9 protein-coding genes are annotated in these 19,850 nt (G+C 56.0%); 6 read left to right on the top strand and 3 right to left on the bottom strand.

Features of this window, described 5'->3' with window-relative positions:
* Positions 1-271: 271 nt before the first annotated feature.
* Genes EN862_RS02425 through EN862_RS02415 form a run of 3 tightly spaced genes read left to right on the top strand, consistent with a single transcriptional unit; the run spans position 272 to position 6,125 of the window.
* Entirely contained in the window at positions 272-1,831 is a 1,560-nt protein-coding gene (locus EN862_RS02425; RefSeq protein WP_127864284.1) for a C1 family peptidase, read from the top strand.
* Positions 1,828-2,373, top strand: a complete 546-nt coding sequence (locus EN862_RS02420; protein WP_127864283.1) for an OmpA family protein — start codon at positions 1,828-1,830, stop codon at positions 2,371-2,373. Before EN862_RS02425 ends, EN862_RS02420 begins: the two co-directional genes overlap by 4 nt.
* A gap of 14 nt (positions 2,374-2,387) precedes the next feature.
* A complete protein-coding gene (locus tag EN862_RS02415; protein WP_127864282.1) occupies positions 2,388-6,125 on the top strand; it encodes a caspase family protein in 3,738 nt (1,245 codons plus the stop codon).
* Between the two features lie 184 nt (positions 6,126-6,309).
* On the opposite strand, the gene EN862_RS02410 is transcribed toward EN862_RS02415, so the two are convergent.
* A complete protein-coding gene (locus EN862_RS02410) occupies positions 6,310-7,572 on the bottom strand; it encodes a hypothetical protein (protein ID WP_127864281.1) in 1,263 nt (420 codons plus the stop codon).
* 460 nt (positions 7,573-8,032) lie between these two features.
* On the opposite strand from EN862_RS02410, the gene EN862_RS02405 reads away from it, so the two are divergent.
* The 3 genes from EN862_RS02405 to EN862_RS02395 all read left to right on the top strand — a co-directional run bounded on the left by EN862_RS02405 (position 8,033) and on the right by EN862_RS02395 (position 13,001).
* On the top strand, positions 8,033-10,603 hold the full coding sequence (locus EN862_RS02405) for a UvrD-helicase domain-containing protein (protein ID WP_127864280.1): 2,571 nt from the start codon (positions 8,033-8,035) through the stop codon (positions 10,601-10,603).
* A 373-nt stretch (positions 10,604-10,976) separates the two neighbouring features.
* Positions 10,977-11,861, top strand: coding sequence for a class I SAM-dependent methyltransferase (locus EN862_RS02400; RefSeq protein WP_127864279.1), 885 nt, complete (start codon positions 10,977-10,979; stop codon positions 11,859-11,861).
* A gap of 471 nt (positions 11,862-12,332) precedes the next feature.
* A complete protein-coding gene (locus EN862_RS02395) occupies positions 12,333-13,001 on the top strand; it encodes a hypothetical protein (RefSeq protein ID WP_127864278.1) in 669 nt (222 codons plus the stop codon).
* A 97-nt stretch (positions 13,002-13,098) separates the two neighbouring features.
* Here the strand turns inward: EN862_RS02395 and EN862_RS02390 are convergent, their stop codons facing one another.
* Both EN862_RS02390 and EN862_RS02385 read right to left on the bottom strand, forming a co-directional pair.
* A complete protein-coding gene (locus tag EN862_RS02390) occupies positions 13,099-14,127 on the bottom strand; it encodes a hypothetical protein (protein ID WP_127864277.1) in 1,029 nt (342 codons plus the stop codon).
* Positions 14,124-19,817: a hypothetical protein gene (locus tag EN862_RS02385; RefSeq protein ID WP_127864276.1), complete on the bottom strand. Its 5,694-nt coding sequence runs from the start codon at positions 19,815-19,817 to the stop codon at positions 14,124-14,126. Before EN862_RS02385 ends, EN862_RS02390 begins: the two co-directional genes overlap by 4 nt.
* Positions 19,818-19,850 lie beyond the last annotated feature (33 nt).

Genomic DNA, 19,850 nt, shown 5'->3' with positions numbered 1-19,850 from the left:
CTAAGCAGCATGACCACGCCCCAATAAGGCGTAAACTTGGGTGTATCGGCATGTGGAAAAATCATCCAAAACAATGACCGGCTGATTGCTCCGTGATAGTTTGTCCAACGGAAAAGCAATATTCAGGTCCAAACATGCCCGCAGTCAGGGCCGCCGGGCATTCGCAACGCCTAGAGCATTCGAACAAATCGATGTGACAGAATGGCGATCGGGATTGCGTGGTGGCGTTTATTATGATGAATCTCTAATATTACCTCGGGATTGAGAGCTTATGCACCGAACAGCCCAAAGTCGGTCGCGCGTCCTAGGCGTCACCTCAATTTGTACCGTTGGCCTTCTTGTCGCGGGGGGTGCTGTAGCCCAGTCGTCCTCTGAAGAACCCGTTGAGCCCGACCCCCCAGGAACTCGCTATGCAACAGGGCTTAACCTAATGCCGGTTGCCGAGATGCGGAGTCTCCCGGAACTACCGACATTTAGAGCCTTTTTGCCAGACACCGCTGACTTGTCATCGAAATTTCCACGTGCCGGAGATCAAGGCAGGCTCGGCTCCTGCTCCTCATGGGCCGTAGGATATGCTGCTCGAAGCTATTATACATCAACGGTTGAGGGAAAGGTACTTGATCCCGCCTCAATTGTAAGCCCAAGCTACCTCTTCAATCGTGCGCGACCACGCGGTTGTGACGGTGGATCAAGTTTATCAGACAATGTATACGCACTAAAGGACGGAGCGGTATCGCTCGCCCAACATCCCTACATCGACAAGTGCGAAACGATTTCGACCGAGGAGATCAGTGGCGCTACTGAGTTCAAGGTTCAGGGTCTATTTAGGTTAGACGCGACCAGAATCGATGATGTGAGAGGCAGGCTGGCGCAAGGGGAGCCCGTCATTCTCGCCCTGCAGTTGTGGCCTAGCTTCGACGATTACCGTGGGGGGGTTTATCACGTTGATAAGACCAGCAACAACGCGGAAGGCTATCACGCGGTTGTGGCTACCGGTTACGATGATCACAAGCAGGCGCTTCGTGTTATCAATTCATGGGGCCGAAAATGGGGTGAGCACGGGCTGATGTGGCTGTCTTACGACGCCTACGCCCAAATGGCAGAGGAAGCAGTGGTGTTGCGTGTGGCGGGTTTCAAACCTAACCCACCGGTCCAACCTCTAGACACCTCTGAGTTGTCACAGCTCATCGCCGACATCAATACGAGGACTTGCGCTAACGTAACATTCCGTCAAGACGGCAAAACGGTTGTCGTATCTGGGTTTGTAGGAAGCGACGATGATCGCCGGCGACTTGAAGAGTTGGCCTCAAAGAATCCGGATATCAAGGTCGTCTCGGTCGCAACCGCACCTTGGCCTCAATGCGAGCTCAAACAGATGCTGGCTAGGGCGACAGAAGAGCCCGAAAAGCCAATAATTTCTGTCGTAGATCAGGATCATCTCTCTCCGGGACGTTTGCTCAACGTGACCGTCCATACCCCGGGGCATTTTAGCTACGTCTACATATCGTACATTCAAGCTGATCAAACCGTTGTTCATTTGGTGCAACCAAACGGCCCAGCAGGCCAAACGGAGCCTAACCGCGAACTACACTTCGGTGACGGCCAGCAAGGCCGCCCGAAATTCACGATAGCACCCCCTCTCGGGCGAGAGTTGATGGTTGTGGTGACATCAAGGAGTCCATTGTTTGAAAACAGGCTTCCGACCAGTCAATCGGCCAGAGACTATCTGAGTCTGTTGCGGAAGGCTTTGATCTATCGGCCGCGAACCGATCTGCCTGAGCGAGTGATAGCGGCAGCACTCGTAGATTTCGAAACGAAGGCGACACCATGAGAACGCCCATTGCCGCAGCTTTGATGGCACTGTTTTATGCTGCCACTGCTTGCCCCGCTCAAACCCTGAGTTCTGAGGAGATACGTTGTCGGCTCGACCCAACTTGTCCTAAGCCTGGTTACAGAGCGTTACCCTTCGGCAAAAGGGGGGTACTAGTCGATCCCACCGTGGTTTCGGACAAGCCCAACGCGGTCAATCTCTACGTGACGTTCGCATACGATTCCGCCGATCTTCTGAACGATTCCATCATAACCCTGGATGCACTTGGGAAAGCTCTGACAGATCCCAGCCTCACATCGTCTCGCTTCCTTATAGCTGGCCACACCGACGCTCGCGGCACCGATGAATACAATCAAAAGCTCTCTGTGCGCCGCGCAGAGGCCGTAGCGAACTACCTCATCTCGAATTTTAGTATCAGCGCGTCTCGCCTGGACGTGAAGGGATACGGGAAAACAGAACTTTATGATCCGAACAGACCCGATGATCAGGTCAACAGACGGGTGCAAGTCGTGAATTTGAGTGCGGATGACACACACAAATAGCGCAGGGGATTGCGATGATAAGGGTTCCGGCATTCCAAGGCATCGCTCCGCGTTTGCTCGTTTGGTTGGTCGTAGCCCTGGTCGCCTCCAGTTTTGGGAGATCTGCGTTTGCGTCCGACGAGACGCGCGAGATCCAAAGAAAATTATGGGTACTTGGACTCTCTAGCGAAGAGCTTGACGGCAGAGATAGTCGCGCACTGCGAGATGATATAGCGCGCTTTATGTCAGACCACGGCAAGACTTTCACCACAGAGGAAGACGCCGTTGGCCTCCTTGACCAATCAATCAAAGAGAAAATCCACGAGGCTGTCGGCCCATACGACAATGCACAACCATTTGACCGGCCATCATTCTCTAACGATTTAATCTCTAACTTAGAAATATCTTACAATGACAATATCGTCTTGGCAGGAGACTGCAATAATATTGCACGATTTAGACTAGATTCCGGCATGCCACTTAAGAGCTTTATGCAGATATCCGGACAGCACTTTACATACAACAGTTTTAGTAAAAAGATCGCTTGTCTTGCGACATGGTCCGGCCAAAACAAAGGGGTCCATGTTGTAGATTCTACATCCGGGATTTCTAACGACTACGTTAGAATTCCCGGCATGTCGGATTTTACATTTGGCAAGATCGCGTCCGTGCCTGTCAATTCCGTCGTCTGGGTTCTTTCAGACGGCGGAGTGTGGTCCGTTGACCTCGCGACACGCGATGTTCGTGAGCTGGACCGAATTACCCAGAAAATAATGCCGGGAGAACTGTTCGTATCTGCTGACGGCTCAATAGTAGCGGTTTCATTCCTCGATCTAGAGAGACATCGCGACGAGATAAGGGTCTATGATGCATCTTCGGGGCGCCGTCTGACCGGGACTACAGAATATTTCAGTACGTTCAGCTTATCTCGCGACGGCCGATATTACTACGTTCTGACAAAAAAAGCGTCGGAGATCCATGATTCCAGATCTGGGAATATCGTTTTTACGAAGGAATTTGAAGATGGCGAAGCGCCGTACGAACAAGTCGCATTTAGCTCAGGTGATAAATCTCTTCATTTTGTTAATAATTCCGGTAGTGTCAGTTCGATTTTTCAATGGGATTTCGAGACTGGGGAAGTGCGGAATATTTCGCATTTTCCGTCCACGGGTACCGAGTTGCGGATCGACGAGGAGCGAGGTGAGATTTACACCGTCGGGAGCGACGGTGTGTTTAGGTACCGGCTGACAACTGGGGAGCCTCTAATACCTCGGACGGCGGTACGCCGACTGGCCCTGGATGCTGGGGCAGTCAGCCTCGATGGGAGTGTGGCAATAGGTATCGCTGGCAGGGCCGCCTACGTTCTCGATACCCAAACCGGGCAAATGCGGACCTTGCATTTCGAAGACTGTAACGTCAGCAAATCTGGGGAGCTCTCCGCTGCAGTTGAATTGGCAGATTTTATCGAAGACGAACACGTAGCCATGGCCTGTGATGATGGCTCTATAAGAGAACTTGATCTCACAAATGGTAAAGTTAGACTAATTGCAGATTTCCCTAAGGAGCAGGCCAAGGATATAAGGGTGTCTCCGGATGGTCGGTATATAGCGGCTAGGTATTCTGAATACAGTCCGAAAACAACGAATACGCTACTGGTGGCGGAAGCTACTACCGGAAGAATTGTCCTAAAGAAAACTTTCTCAGGCTGGCTGGCTGCATTTAACTTTGTCGACGGGGGGAGCAGCATTCTTTATGGTCTCGACCATTTTGCTATCGTTCAAAGCCTGGCTACCGGGAGGGCTGTATCTCGACAAGAGCTCAAGCTGGAAACGACGAGGTCTGGCAACAGAACGCGATGGTATTGGGGGGTAGTAAAATGGATAATTCCCGACACCCCCAGTGATGCGGCACTGCTCGGTGTCGGTGGTTCCGGCGGCCTGATTTACAAATACGAGAGCGGGAAGTTTACGCTGCTTTCGGGACAACTGGCTGCTGGCAAAAAGTCAGCTGATGAGACCGCGCAGGCATCTAGAGCCAGCCGCCTCGGTGGTAACCGCCTTGTGAGCCTAAAGGGTAACAAGCCAGTAACCGCGGTTGTTGGCGCGGACAATTACAGTTCCGAGCACGATGTCGCGGGGGCGAACGTGCTCGCACTGGCGCAACAGAGGCAAGGACGTTTTCTAGCGATAACTGATGTTGGTGACTTTCTGCTGTATGACGTTGGCAAGCCGGAACCAATCTTAAGAACCGTCCTCAGCGAAAATGGAAACTGGTTGACCCGCATTGAGGGCGGCTATTTTGGCGGAACGAGAGAGGCTGCGGAAAACCTCTTCCTCGCGCCTAGTTTGAACGAAACGGTCACAATCGACAGCTTTTTCAATACGCTTTACAGACCCGATCTAGTGGCCGCTGTTGCTTCAGGAGGCATTGGTGAACAGAAGGTAGGCGAAGGTCCCACGATAAGTACACTTCTAAAGGGTGGGCTGCCACCCACTGTCACGATTGTATCCCCGGCGGGTGACAGCGTGGCGGACAAGGAAACGATTGTTGCCAAGGCAACTGTAACAGCCTCGACCGGAGGCATCGGTCGTATAGAGTGGCGGGTGAACGGGATCGTACGTGTTGCTCGCACGTTGCCTCCCTCGGTAACTGGTGAGGGCGAATCGGTCGAAATAGAAGACAGCCTTCTACTTGAGCCGGGGAAGAACGTCCTGGAGTTAAGCGTTTTCAACTCATCCAACGGAATTGCCTCAAGTCCTGCCACTTCGAACATCAGTTGGGCGGCAACTGGTGCCTCAGTCTCACCACGGCTTTTTGTGCTAGCCGTCGGGATCAATGATTACTGGGACAGCAGGCTCACTCTTAAGTTCGCCGCGAATGATGCTGCTGATTTGATCCATTCCTTCGAGGTTGCCGGTGCCGATTTCTTCGACGGTGTGAAAACCTGGCTGGTCACCGATCAAAAGGCGACAAGGGGCGGAATCGATTTGGCGTTTGACGAGATCGCCAAACAAATACGCTCTACGGATGTGTTCGTTCTCTTTGTCGCTGGCCATGGCAAGACTGAGGACGGGCGCTATTATTTCATACCCTATGATTTCAAGTATTCTGACGCTGGCTCATTCTCGGAACAAGGCATCAACCAAGACGACTGGCAACATTGGCTGACCCGTGTCGCAACTCGGAAATCCCTTCTCATGTTTGACACTTGTGAGAGCGGTACGCTGACGCTAGAGCGCACTACCCGTGGCTTTGATCGTCTAGCTGCCCTTGACCGTCTCACACGAGCAACAGGACGGTCGGTGCTAGCCGCGTCTAGCGATGATGGTCCGGCGCTCGAGGGCTTCCAAGGTCACGGTGTTTTTGCCTACTCGGTGATGGAAGGGCTTGGTGCGGCAGACCCTAACAGAACCGGCTTGATACAAGTGACGGCATTGGCATCTTATGTTGGCGCCCGAGTGCCCGATTTGTCTTTTGGCAAATTCGGGATACGCCAGGTTCCCCAGATGAAGCTAATCGGTGAGGACTTCGCTGTCGGGAGGACGGTCAATACACTGGCTAATCCGTCCGAAGATTTCGTGCCGATTCAGCCAACGCATGTCGTCATCGCAGTTGCGGCTGTCACTGATGAACGCGGGAGCGTCGTGGGAGATTCCCTTCAACCTGGCACCTTGGTCAGGGTCGTACGCACCGAAGCGGCGAGGGTGGAGGTTGCTCGCGAGGGGAAGCGTATTGGCTTTGTTTCTCCGTCGGCTTTAGCTCCGATGCAGTGATTTTGAGGACGGAACCCTCTAGGCTTTACGCTATGCTTGATTTCCGGCAAACCGGACATGGTTGCCGGACACTTTTCGATGTCGCATAGAGCGTCCATTTCCAGACATCTCTTATCGCGCCTATTCTGGACGAGGAACGCCAAGACGGGACCTTGCCGCCAAAAAGGGTCGTCCGATGGGGCCGTTACCGATGAACCAGCATCCGACCTGGATCATTGATGGAAGTCGTCGGCCAGCCAAAGCCGAAGCGCCCGACGTAGTACCTCTCATAAAGGAATTCCAAGTCCTGTTCCCATTGCCTAATGGCTTCTTCGAGCCGCTCAACGCCGCTCCTCTTACCGTTCCGGGCAAATGCAGCCAAGGACTCGGCCATCTTACGGAGCCGCTGGGCACTCGCGGGGCTTCCCCATGCTCGCATGTACTCGGCATCGAAGACGCGCGGCAGTCTCCCTTCGAACACGCGTGCAAGGATCGACTGCCGTAGGACGGCGGGAAGGCTCGCGGTCTTCCCTACCCGGTACTCAAGATAGGAAAGCATGCCTTCGGATCGAAATGCCGGCACTGTCAAAGTTCCGGAATGCCCCCGCACCTCTGTGGACGGCCAGGCGAATTCGTCGTCCCTCTTTTTATCGAGCGCGTCCCACGCCGTCTCGACCGCATCTAATACCTTGCGCGCGCGCTCGTGCTCCGCCGTCCCGGAGGCGACGGATAGAACTTTCACGGCGTTCGACCAAAGAACTATCAGCCTTTCCGGAGGGAGGGTCGGAATCGTTTGCAGAAGTCTGTTCGCGTCGCGAGCATTCACTGCGGGGAGCTGCCTAACAGTATTGGGTCCCTTATCCGGACGCCTGTACTTCTTCGGGATTTCGTCGCCCTCGAAGGGCCTGTTGTCCTGAAGCCGGGCATGGCCTCGCGGCAGGATCGAGATCGCACGTCCTTCGCGTTGGATGTATCCCAGCGATTTATGCTGCTCGATGCAGAGAGCTAAACGGTCCTCGAAACTGTGTTCCGACACATGCCTCGCCGTCGTCCTTACTGGAAGAGCCAGCGCCTTGGACACCGCGGATCGAACCGCCGCATGATGCTTCGCGCCTGCGTCAACGGCAGCCAACACGACGCGCATTATTTGCCCTATCCCTGGTGACTGTGAAGTCCCTGCCTTCGCATGAGATCTCATGGTGAGAGGCTTGCGGACGATTCTAAAGGCGTAGGAGTCAGGCATCACCTCGACGTTGGTTAGCTTTCCGGCCTGGGTCATCCGTTCTATGAATGAGCCGATCTCCTCCAGGGTGACCGCCGCGTTCTGACCCTCCGCATTCTTTGCGATGATCCGGTCAGCAGGAATGGTGACCTTTCCCTGCCCTTCGTTGATGGCGGCGATGTAGTCCATGAGGGCGGTGGCGACGCGCACCCGTCTCCTCGCGGCCGGGCCAAGCGGGACGGCCAACTTGATCTTCGGCGCCTTCTGAATTCTCGCTGAATTTTTCGCGGCTCGAGCGCGTACTCGATCTGCTGCTGACTTCTTGTGTTTTGATTTCGCCATCCTGCCCCCAACAGCACCCCAGAATGCACACTTGACGAAGTGGATCAATAACCATGCTTCAAGGTCACGCCGCGACTGGGCCTGTGCAGGTGGCAATGCAGCAGGCGATATTGGGTGCTTTCGCAGCGATAGCCAACAAGCAGCGTGCCGTCGGGGATAAGAAACGGGACGATCAGCGCCCCCCCTAAAGGACCCGACATCCTTTTAATCGTCAGGCTTGTCAGACGCATCCCACTTAACACATAAACGATGAATTATTTTCTCACTAGCACGGTTTGGCGCCGCAAGCCTCGAGCGTCGGCTTTGACGTTGAAATTACCCTTCTGCGCGATAGTACAGCAGCAGTTCCGGATTTGGGGTGGAAATGTTTGAGTTGTTTGTCTTGGTCATGGTGTTTGCGATTGGGCATTCTATCTTGACCAAATTGGGACTGATTCGGGATAGCAATAAACACCTTGCTGCGACCAACAAAGCGACTGTTTTCCCGCCTCTCAGCACGGATGATTATCACGAGCGCGTTCGTGACTGGCGTGCGCAATGGGAACCGCTCGTTAACCGCGCGAGGTGGATACCTTCGGGCACGGCCGAGAGAATTCTGGAGAAGTTCCCTGCCCCGAGCAGGTCGAGCGGTTCTGCCATTGCCGGGCTTCTCAGCCAGGGGAATCCGACTCTTGAGGAGTTGAAGGCGGATTTCAAAGACAGCAATGACATGTTTCAGGTCGTGCAGAAAAAGCTCCTGAAACCGTTCTTCGATTCCGTCGAAAAGAACCCGCTGACGGAAGAGCAAGTCAGCGCCTGCATCTGCATGGATAGCAGCGTTCAAATCGTAGCGGCTGCCGGATCCGGGAAGACGTCGACGATGGTGGCGAAGGCAGGCTACGCCCTGCATCAGAAATTGTTTAAAGGAAGGCAGATTCTTATTCTCGCATTCAACTCTGATGCAGCACAGCAATTGAGAGATCGTGTGAAGGCACGCCTTGCAGACCAGAAAGGCGTCGATGAAATCAATGTAGATACATTTCACGGCTTCGGCCTGCATGTGATCGCATCAGCAAGCGGTGAGAAGCCCCGGCTGGCACCTTGGCTCGAAGGCTCGGGTCAAGATGTCGAGATGATAGCGAAGATCATCAAAGAACTCGCTGACAAGGATCCACAATTTAACAACGACTGGAATATTTTCCGTGTCATTTACGGCCGCCATATCGGTCGCCGAGGTGCTCCATCTGAGCCCGACGCCTACGAAAATGGTCGGCGTGGTCACCGAACTGCCAACGGGGATGTGGTTAAAAGTAAGGAAGAACGGCTGATAGCGGATTGGCTATTCTATCACAACGTGCCCTACGTCTACGAGCGGGACTATGAGCACGGAACCGCGACCGAAACTCATCGACAATATCAGCCGGACTTCTATTACCCCGACATCCAACTTTACCACGAGCATTTCGCTCTCGGGCCGGATGGAAACGCTCCAGACCACTTCGGTCCTAATTACGTCGAAGGAGTGAAATGGAAGAGATCGCTGCATGCGGAAAAGGGTACTGCGCTCTTCGAGACCACGTCGCACCAGATTTCGACAGGAGCTGCGCTATCAAACCTGGAAAGGGAGCTCAAAAAGCGCGGACAGACAATTCGTTTCGATCCAGATCGCAAAGGCGAAGGTCTCCAGCCGATCAGCAACAAGGAACTGGCTCGTACGGTTCGAGTGTTTCAGCAGCACGTTAAGAGCAATGGTCTGACGCCGACACAAATGAAGGAAGCGATCACCAGCCAGCTGAATGACGGTCATCCTGCCCGCATCCTTCTCTTCGTAAAGCTGTTCTACCGAATCTCCCATGAGTGGGAACGACTGCTGAGGGAAGGAGGCTGGATCGACTTCGAGGATATGCTAGTTCAGGCCGGAGAGCATATCGAGGCCCGCACATATCAGAGCCCCTACAAGATGGTGCTCGCTGACGAGTTCCAGGATTCCTCCCGTGCCCGAATTCGCCTTCTGAAGGCACTGTCCGACGCAAAGAATGGCGATGTACATCTGTGCGTCGTCGGAGATGACTGGCAAGGCATCAACAGATTCGCCGGTGCCGACATATCTGTGATGACTGAGTTTGAGAAAATCTTTCCCTATGCAACCCGGCTGACATTGGGGACGACATTTCGGTGTCCGCAATCGCTGTGCGACGTCTCCAGCGCGTTTATCCAGGCGAACCCTGTCCAAATAAGAAAGACAGTAAAAACAACGAGCACCTATTCAAATGCGTCCGTCCTGGCATTCGGCTTCAATGACATGACCAACGCTCGGGCGCACTTGGGCGAACAGTTCGAGCTGATGCGCCGATATATCAAGCAAGGAAGGCTCAAGCCCAGCCGCGGAGACCGAGTCACAATCCTTCTTCTTGGACGTTACCGAAGTGACGCACCGGGTCAGCTGAAGATGTGGCAACGCAAATTCGGCGATCTGCTCGATATTTCTTTCAAGACAATCCATTCATCGAAGGGATTGGAGGCTGACTACGTGATGCTGCTGAACGTCGTAGAAGGCTTACGTGGTTTTCCAAGCCAAATTGAAGACGATCCGATACTGCAGATCCCAATGCCGGCGCCGGACCCGTATCCGATGGCTGAGGAGCGACGTCTGTTCTACGTGGGACTGACCCGCGCAAAACGACAAGTTCGAATTTATACAAGCTTGCAGACCCCCTCTCGTTTCGTCACCGAACTCGTCACCAATGGTCGCTTGAAGATCGAAGCCTTTGACGGCGAGATGCTAGAGACCTGCCCGAAATGCAGGATCGGGACCCTCAAACTTCGCGTCGGGAAGTATGGTGGATTCGATGGCTGCAGTACCTTCCCACGTTGCGACTTCAAAAGGAATGTCGCCGATGCTGACAAGACGACTACACGTCATTGGTCTCAGGCTCTGACGCACGTTCGCCGGTGAAGGACCGTAAGTCCTTCTTCAAGGCCAAGCGTAGCTGAAATTCTCAGCGAGGTAACGTGAAAGCCCAGCCCACCGGATCATCGTGCTAATGCCGACATAATAGAACCGCTGCCGGCCGCCGCCGTCAGCTCCCTCCTGCTCAACCGAAGCAACAACCCGCTCCCGAAGATCGTCGAATATGGCCGGCTATCCACGCCACGTCCTTCGCCCAACCAGCATCTCGAAACTGATTTACGCACCTTGGGAACCCCTGTCATGGACAGTCTCGGTCTATAAGGGGGAGGATAAAGTCTTAGCCCACGCGAAATTCTCGGTAGCCAAGCCGGCTGGCCGTAGCTACAGAAGGCGATGAGACGACAGGATACTTGGTTGGATGAGCCAGACTGAAAGCTTTCTACCTGCCTCCGAACGGAACGCCCCTACCAGGGCCGAAATAGCAAGATTTCTCGAAGCCGAAGACTATGACTTGGTTTCGTCGTCGAGCCGCTTGGACGAGCGGCTGCTTGCGGCTTGCGACCCAATTCAAGCACGGCGACTGGAGAAGGCTTGGGCGACGCGGAATGAGGGCCTACGGCTAGAAAGGCTCTATTCTTTCCCGAAAACGCTAAAGCAAGCTCATCTGCTGTTCAGCCATGACCGCGAACGTATCGCACAATCGTTCGAATGGATTCTGGCATCGATACCGCCGCAAGCGAAAGCGATTGCAGATGTAGGATGCGCGACCGGAACCTTGTCTCGCCTTATCGCCCAATCCCATCCCTCAACAAGAGTGTGGGGGATCGACAAAGCGGCCAATCTCGTTACTGCGGCGAAGGCGGCGAGCAATCCCTCTAACGTTCAGTTCGAAGCGATCAATATGTCTCGCCTGTCAAGTGTCGGGAAATTTGACGTGGTCGTTTCAGCGTGCGGCATTGAACAGCCATACCTGCCGGAGCCAAGTTTTGAAGACCTCATGATGACCCAGGGAAAGGGGATAATGCCTGGGTATCGGCGGACGGTAGCATCAGGGTACGCCGGGATGCTATCCGGTCTGCGACAGGCGGCCCATGATGGTGCATACTTGATCGGAGTTTTTCGTATCTCTTCTCAAACACACTTCCTCACCTTCACGGACGTCGCGGCCGAAATCGGATGGCAGTTGGAGGGCGGTTTGTCAAAGAAACTTCGAGTCGGCAACGAAACCTTCCCAGGCGCCGTCTTCGTAGCACGCGCGCCGGGAGCCCCGGTGGACGCGTCAGTGGCAGCAAAGTTCTACTAGACTAATCCCTCCGCGGATCGGGCAGCCAGCTCGGCCAAAGTATGCACGCATCCGGCCTGGGATTACGGCGCGCAGCGCCTCGATTGGGCGCCATCGCGCCAGCCATAGTCCAATTTCGCCGACCACATCGGCCGCGAGGATGGCGGCAAGGGTGCGCTGACCGCGTTCTTTGGCCATTGGCAATGCGCTGACCTAGAGCGAATGAAGTCGTGCGGATTGTTTGGCCCCTCAGGTGTGGAGTCTATCGCGCCCCTTGGCTGCTATTGGGTTAGCTTCTGACCTTGGCCGCACCGTGTCGAACGTCCGCTATCGCATTTCGGACGCCATTGAATCCGGCCTCAGCGGCTCTTCCGTGCATCGATCATCGCTTGCCGTTTGATTGCCCACAATGTCAGCATGACGCGTCCGCCGGAGTCAGCCTTTGATCTGTTCTTCGGTGGGTACGATCGAGCGTAAGCTAGGAGGTTCCTTATGGACCCCGCGGAGGTAATTGTTGACGCAATCCGGCGCATACCTTCTGGGCCAGGCCTATTCAATCACTATGAAAGCTATGAATCCGCTCGCGAGGATGCGGATGCGCCGAAATTACGCCGGCACAATCTTGGCCTCTATCTTCGGAGCTTTATCGAGCGACCAAGTGCCGATTTGTGGATAGCCGAGGCGCCTTCGCGTTATGGCGCGCGCTGGTCAGGTGTGCCCTTCACCCATCAAGGTAAGCTGAAAGAAATGGGCGAGATGCTGGGCATGCGTGACGCGTTCGCAGTGCCGACACGCAATCCAGAAAGCAGCGCAAGCCGAACCTCAGCAGCGATCTGGAAAATTCTCCCAAAGCCGGTGCCCTTGCTATGGAACGTCGTCATGCTGCATCCCTTCAAAGTGAAGAGCGGTCAAATCAGAAATGCAGAAACGACCCGTGAGCATCACGACATTTGCCGTGATTCCCTGACGCTAGTCCTCGACACTTTCAAGCCAAGGCGCATTATCGCGATTGGCGATGTATCTGCAAAGGCGCTAGGCCGAATGGGCGTATCTGTGACGCGGGTGGCCCATCCAGGACGTAATCGCCACCATGAATTTTGGGCCGACATGAAGAAGTTGGGTATTGGATGTGGGCTAGTCGACGACGGAAATATCGGTTAGGGGCGACGGATCTGGTTATCGTCGCGATTCAACCAGAACTCATCAGCGATCCGCCGGCACGCTTGGGCTACGCGCATCGTGGCGAGCGCATCTCCGGCTACGTCCAGGCGAGTAGTGCCTCGACATCCTGTTTGGCACGGCAAGCGTCCTGCCAGCTAAGTGGACGGCGATGTGCCAGGGAATTGCGGACGAGCCGGATGCGGTGGGCGCGGTCAGCTTGGGTTTGATGCCGACCGCTTAGTGCATAGACAATGTCTCCCCACTCGAAGTCTTCCCGGCGAATAGGGTTTCCGGCGTGTTTGTCGGGAACTGTCGTAGGAAGCTCCGATGCATGTTTGTGAAGAAAGGCGCTGAGAGCCTCGGCAAGCCATGGGAACATCACCGAGACGTGGCCACGCCAAACCCGGTGAGTTAAGCGTGCAGGGGCGTTTTTGGCGAGCCAAGTTGCACAGACTTCTTCCTTTCCCCGCCAAGGCAGCTTTGCCGCGTCGATGTTAAGCTGTTGACGGACCCAGCCTGAGGGGTCGAATCGATCGCGATCGCTAAGGTCCAGCATCGCGCCCAACTGGGTGAGGTCGCCCCGTGACACCTCGATAGCGGCCGCGTCGCCGCACTCGGCTATTAGACCCGGCGCTTGTCGGCGCTCACGGGCGAAAACCGCCGCCTCAGGAGGGCCTACAAAGACACCGTCGTCGAGCAAATCGCAACCGCCCGGAACAATTGCGCTGTCGACTATCAATGCTAGTGCGGGACCGTCCTCCGCCTTTGCACGTTCTGATGCGAAGGTTCCCGCCAACATCAGCCACGGCGCGGCATCATAGCCTCGCAGATCCGCAATTAACAATTTGTAGCTGAGCTGCCGACAGGTGCAGAGTGCGCCAAGATTGGTTGCAATGGGCGCGATGTCGGCGACAGCCTCGAGCAAAGCATGTTGGGCGCTGCGGGTAGGACTGACGTCGATCGGCACCGTCTCGAGCATCGCTTGGCCTTCGGCGGCTCGGGCAAAGAGTCGCTTCACCGTGTTGGGCCGCCGTGCACGTGTGATCAGTGGCCGGCCACCAAGCGCCTGCATCAGCGCGTCGTCGAGCCTGGAGTCGACGAGCGCATCTAGGAAGCTTCCTTTCACGACAATAAGCGTGCAGCGACGGGGTTGAACGAGAGCATTGCATCGCCCCTATGCATCGGAACGATTTCGATAACGCCAAGCGCCCTAAGGAGGTGCAACCGCTGACAATCCGGCTCGTCGCCAAGAATCGTAGCCCATTCCTGCATCTCGTTTTCGCTTACTGGTTTGCCGCCTTGTTCGCGTAGCAAGTCTCGTGCGAAACTGGCTATATCCCCTGTAAGGCCGATGTCTTTAAGCGTAAGCTTCGCAGCACTTGCCCGGGCTGCTTCGATAAGCGCGTCAGAGCCCGCCTTTCGCACCGCTGCAGTCAGCGACATGGCCTCAAGGCACTCGAGCCAGCCTCCGCTCGCGTCGCGCAAAGCCGCCTGAACTTGCGCATCGTCCGCAAAGCCAAATTGCTCTCGTGTCATCCAATGCGCCAGAGTTTCCATCGATAATGGACCGACCAGCACGGTCAGCAGCTCTGGCACCTTTGGCATGGCCAGCACCTCAGCCGTCGGGACGCCGCAAAGGATCAGTCGCACCGGTCGCGCCGCTTCGCGGAATGTGCGATCCTTGCGCAGGGCATGGAGCTCTTCGGGGTTGGGCCACACACCTTCGACAACCACCAGGCCCGGCGCATCTGCGATCGCATCGCGTCGCAAGGTAGCCGCAACCTCCGCAATACGGGAGGAGAACGATGATTTGAGCTGCCTGGGTTTGGGCCATCCCACATTCGGCGCCGTCACCAGAACATCGATCGCCTCGCGCAAATGAGCAAGGCCCGAGCCCTCAGTCGCACCGAGCAAAACGATTTTAGGTCCTGCAGGGTCGGCCAGCAGTTTTTGCAAAGAAGCTTCTTGCCGCAACGTCAGTGGCGACCATCTCTTGGCGATCCGCCGATGGCTCGTTAAAGGGTCTGGCCGCCTGCGCGGAGCGCGGTCGATTAGCGCCTCAAGCCCGGTGCCGATCTCGTTTCGGCCGCCGAGCATCGCGGCAATGCGCTGCGAACGCAGCGCATAAAGGTCGCCTTTGCGCGCCAGTACTCCCATCTCTTCCATCTCGTCGAGGATTGCGGTGAAGCTCTCAAGCGAGTCGGTCTCGGCAAAGCCTGCGGACCACCATTCGCGCGCAAGCTTGGAAATCTCCGCGGCGGTGTAGCCGAGAGCAGTCGAGCGTCCACCCTGACTATCGTCCTGCATCCTGTCCCAGACAGCGTAGGTAATGAGTTCGTAGCGCTCATCCAGCTGAAGCGTCTGCTGGAAACGGTTGAGCACGCCTTGGCGAAAGGTCTGCTCGTTGAAACACGCATCGATGATGTCGCGTTTGATGACGATCGGCATCTTATCCGGCTCCCCCGAACGACCAAGCCTTTCATTCATAGCCGTAACAACGGACTTCCCGAAGCTCTGCATAAGGGAGGGATAGAAACCGATCAGAGATAGCATGTGATAAGCGTCGATCTTGTCTTCAAATGCAAATCCCAAAGCCGCCATCGGCTCAAGCGCCATCTGCCGTGCGGCTCGGCGGTCTGCACCTAAAAGCGGACCGACGTTCACTGGCACGCCTAGGTGCAATAACGGACTGTTAGGCGCCCTGTAGAAGCGCTGGACATTGTGGAGGCCAGCGAAAACGAACTTCACGCCTCGCTGAGTATCCGCCATCAGAGACTTCATTTGTTCAATAGTCGGGAAATTGGCGGCAATCTCACTTTCGAGGAAGGCGTCGGCCTCGTCGAGCATTATCAACAGATAGCGGCCCGGCTTTTGCTCCACCCACAACTTGAGTTGCTCGGGCACGGTGGCGGCCTTGGGAAGCATAAGTCCGCGGGCCGTGAGCTTGCTATGGATTTCCTCCCAAACAGTTTGGCTATCGCCGGCTTCCTTGATGAAACAATAGACGGCGATCTGGTCGGAATTATCTCGTTGACGAAGCTCGATCTGCTTGAGCAGTGCGGTCTTGCCGAGCTGCCGGCCGCCGTAAACGAAGGAGTCTCCACGCGGATCCAGCAAAGTCTTGAGTTCGCGCTCGCGCCCGAAGAAATTCTCGATTGCCGTCTCGGAACCTTTGTCAGCATAAGGTTGGGCACCGCCCATAGGGATGGCAAGGTCGAAAAACTGACGCGTGCGCGCATCTGGGGTCATAGCCAGCATCGCGATCGTCACCGCATCCGCCACCGCAATTGAGAGCGTACCGCGCCGCGTCTTGCGCTGGAGTTCACGGCGCTGCCGACTGTTCAGAGCCTCCGTAATGAACAGGAGAGCCGGATTTGGCAAACGCTCAAGTGAGCCGATACATGCATCAACGTCGTCAGGCCCAGCCACCACCAGCGCGTATTGTGCCTTAACCGTATTGCTTGGTACGCGCTCGCTCCCGAATATTGGTACTGGGCAGTCGTCGCGCGAGCGGAGTGCCACAGTTGATATCGAAAGCTTGTACCAATTAGTATCGCGCTCGCATTCCTTGACCTGAACGTCAGTCCAACCAATTGCGGCCATTACCTTCCCTGCAGACTCCCGCACCTTCTGTGTAGGATCAATCTTGCGAGCTTGCTGTTGGAAAGCACGGCGCAATGCAACCCAGGACTCAAGCAAGGTTTCAGCGCGATCTCGATCGAGGCTTGTGAGCAACCGAAAATCGAACTCGCCAATTGCAACGCCGTCGCGCGCTGCGCGCGGCAAATTGCCAAAGGGAAACCCGGGTTTTTCGCCAAGCCTTCCCAAGAGCTCGGTGAACTTGCTTAGCAAGACAAGTGGTGCCGTGTCTGCGGGGCCAGCAAGCCCGTGTTTCTCGATCTGATCGACTTCCTCGGACAAAGTGCCAAGATCGCCCCGCGCCAACTGGGCGCGACAATCGTCCAACGTCGTGTTGTGCAGCGTCTCGAGGGCCGTGATGCGCGTTTCAAGGTTCGCGCGCTGCGGATAGCGTACTTTCTCGATCAATCGTTCCAGACGATCGAGCTCTTCGTTTGCCAATGGAAAATCGGCAATTGAGCCACGTTCGCCCACGTCTCGCGGCAATTCGGCGATATTCAGACGCTCGAAGCTTGTCAGCGAACGTTCTAGCTCATCTAACTCACCGCTTCCCGCTGTCGTCGCTATCTGCAGATCATCGAGCAGCCGCCTCAATGCCCGCTTACGAGCCAACAAATCTGCCCGCGCTTGTGCGATCGTCCGAGTCAGTGCCTCAGTGGCACCATCTGATTGCTGCCCTCCTAGATAGTCTACTAGTCGCCCCGCAGAACTTGCGGCTCCAAGAGCGAGCGCTTGGGCAAAAGCGCTCTCAGGCGACAAGATTGCCCCACGGATGGCATCAGCGGCCGCTGCCGCCAAGTCTTCAACATCGTCCGCTTCGATGCGCAGTCCTATACGGGCATTCAGCGGAAACCGCGGGAGGAGTGCGATCTCCCAGTCGAGGGCTTCGTCTGCATTTGGAACAGCTGCGACCGTGCCACGAAGTTGCGTTTCGACGCTTTCCGTAACCGTATTGAACACCTTGGCAGCCCCCTCCAGACCGGCGTCCGCATCTGTCAACGCTCGGATGCGGCCACGCGCTTCGACCAGCGCGGTCAGCAGAGTGTCGCGATAACTATGAAATCGGTCTTCACGCGGTCCTAGCTCTTCCTCCGCATCTGCCCACCTACGTAACAGTTCGGTTGCATTGGCTATGTGACCGTTGAGGTGCTTGCGCGCCATGCCCTCGATCGCATCTTTGCGAACACCCCTGGAAACGTTGGCGTGTGCGTCATCGATCGCCTTGTCGCTTTCCTCATCGAGCTGGCTGACCAAGGCGCGAACTGCGGCGATCGCTTCTGGCTTGCCGGTGAGCGCAAAATCAAGTGCACGACCAAGCGGTCCGTGCGGCGTAAGCAATTCCTGCCACACCAATGTCGCAGGCTGATAGTTCATCTTCCGTGCCGGCGCGTTCTCCCCCCATTTGGCAAGGGCCGCGCGGAGTTCACTTGCCCGCCGTCGAGTTGCCTCTCGATCGGACGTGGCAGCAATTTCGGCAATTGCGCCAAGCCGCAGCGCGGCCACACGCTCAATGACATTCCTCAGCGGTTTTAAGGCCGCTGCGATCTCCCCTTCGATCGCAGCGAGCACGGCAAGTCCGGTTGTCGATTGCACCAAGGCAGGGCGAATTGCGCCGGCGAACAGAAGCAAATCAGTCTCAAGCTGGATCGTTCTTGTCGCATGCGTTGCTTCTAGCAATGGCTCCTTGAGATCCTCGTAAGCTGCCCACCCGCGACCATAGGCAGCCTGAACCGCGCCGCCGCGGAGCAATCCCTCCAGGACCCCTGGTGCGATGCTTTCGACTGAGTCGGCGCCGGCCTTATGCCGGCCGTTGGCGAGATGCAACGCGAGCCCGTAGCGACCAGCACTAAGCGCCGATGCAATCCAGCCATCCCAAGTCGGAAACAACGTCATCGGCGCATCCGGCGGATCCGGCTCATCTGAGTCAGCTGGAAATGCCACTGCCGACACCTGAGACGGTTTTGCTGATCCCGATTCAGCCCTTGGGGAAGGCTCGACGATCAAAGGTTCCAGTCTTCTTTGCGCTGCCACGGCATCGAAGACACCTTCCTGGCGCACATCGTCAGAAACACCGGTATTGGAAGGGTGAGTGCGTGGCGCTATCTCAGTTGCGCCGCCATTGGACGACGACACCTGAGGGGGTACGGCGTGGAAGGACCCACTCAGGCCTATTGCCTGTGGCAAGAAGCTGATTGTCGCGCTCTTCGCTACAGATTGAACGTCTGCCTGCTGCACCTTGCACTGCTCGATCTCGTTTGCGAGATGAGCAATGGCGCTGTCACGCGCCACCTCCGCCCGATCTAATGCTTCGTTCGCCAAAGCTCGCTCTGCCTTGCTGGCATCGATCGCAAAGCGCGCATGGTCGCGTGCCTTGGTGAATTCCAAGTTCGCGTCATCAAGATTGAGGAGGGATGCTTCGATCCGCTCAACCGCTTCGAGAGTCAGCAACTCAAATGATGGGGCATCCAAGTGGACGGGCAAGTTAGCGTCGAGGGCCTCGAACTTCTTCATCAGCGCTTCGCGCTGTTGCGCGAGCTCTGCATTTGTCCGCTCAGCATGGATCGCCGCAGTCGCGTGCAATTCAATCGCGTCGGCAAGCGCTGCCGCCCGTTCCAATAGCGTCGGATCTGGCCATTCCCGCAGCGCCGTGATCGCTCCGATCAAGCGCTCGAGAGTGGCATTCGCATCTCCGACCGAGGATGACATTGCAGTTTCGACCCGTGTATCCTGGCGTTGAGCGCTTTCACGGACTTGTTCGGCGCCCAGCGCCTCATCCGGAGGTTCCGAGCCAAACTTTAGCCAAGGATAGTTCGCCGCAAGCGCACGCAGTAATAACGCATCGCGCCCGCCTTTTTCTATGACGTGGTTCACCATGCTTTGGATGAGGCCAGCTCGGTCGTTACCTTGAGGGTGCGGGACTGGTGCGCGCTTGATCAGCCATTCATAGAGTCTCGCCCCTAAGCCGCGCTCGTCATGCTTGCTTGATGTCTTCTGAATCGCGGCGTCGACTAACGGACCGTCGCCGAGTCGATAGCGCTCGGCCAGCCAACCATAAAATTGCCGCTCGTCGAGGCATGAGATGCCCGTGACGCGCATTGCTTTGAGCAAAAGGCGCCGGTCACGATTGGGAAGAGGGTGGAACTCTTTGACAAATGTCCAGTCAAATTCGGTCTGCATCGCCCTTTGTGCGCAACTATGATCGAATTTTCT

The sequence above is a fragment of the Mesorhizobium sp. M2E.F.Ca.ET.219.01.1.1 genome (assembly GCF_004016445.2).
Lineage (GTDB): Bacteria > Pseudomonadota > Alphaproteobacteria > Rhizobiales > Rhizobiaceae > Mesorhizobium.
The sequence above is the reverse complement of the archived record's forward strand: the minus strand, read 5'-3'. Positions and strand labels throughout refer to the sequence as shown.

Excerpts from the sequence above, each read along its gene's own strand:
- EN862_RS02425 (WP_127864284.1), top strand. The coding sequence starts at position 272 with ATGCACCGAACAGCCCAAAGTCGGTCGCGCGTCCTAGGCGTCACCTCA.
- EN862_RS02420 (WP_127864283.1), top strand. The coding sequence starts at position 1,828 with ATGAGAACGCCCATTGCCGCAGCTTTGATGGCACTGTTTTATGCTGCC.
- EN862_RS02415 (WP_127864282.1), top strand. The coding sequence starts at position 2,388 with ATGATAAGGGTTCCGGCATTCCAAGGCATCGCTCCGCGTTTGCTCGTT.
- EN862_RS02405 (WP_127864280.1), top strand. The coding sequence starts at position 8,033 with ATGTTTGAGTTGTTTGTCTTGGTCATGGTGTTTGCGATTGGGCATTCT.
- EN862_RS02400 (WP_127864279.1), top strand. The coding sequence starts at position 10,977 with ATGAGCCAGACTGAAAGCTTTCTACCTGCCTCCGAACGGAACGCCCCT.
- EN862_RS02395 (WP_127864278.1), top strand. The coding sequence starts at position 12,333 with ATGGACCCCGCGGAGGTAATTGTTGACGCAATCCGGCGCATACCTTCT.
- EN862_RS02385 (WP_127864276.1), bottom strand. The coding sequence starts at position 19,817 with ATGCAGACCGAATTTGACTGGACATTTGTCAAAGAGTTCCACCCTCTT.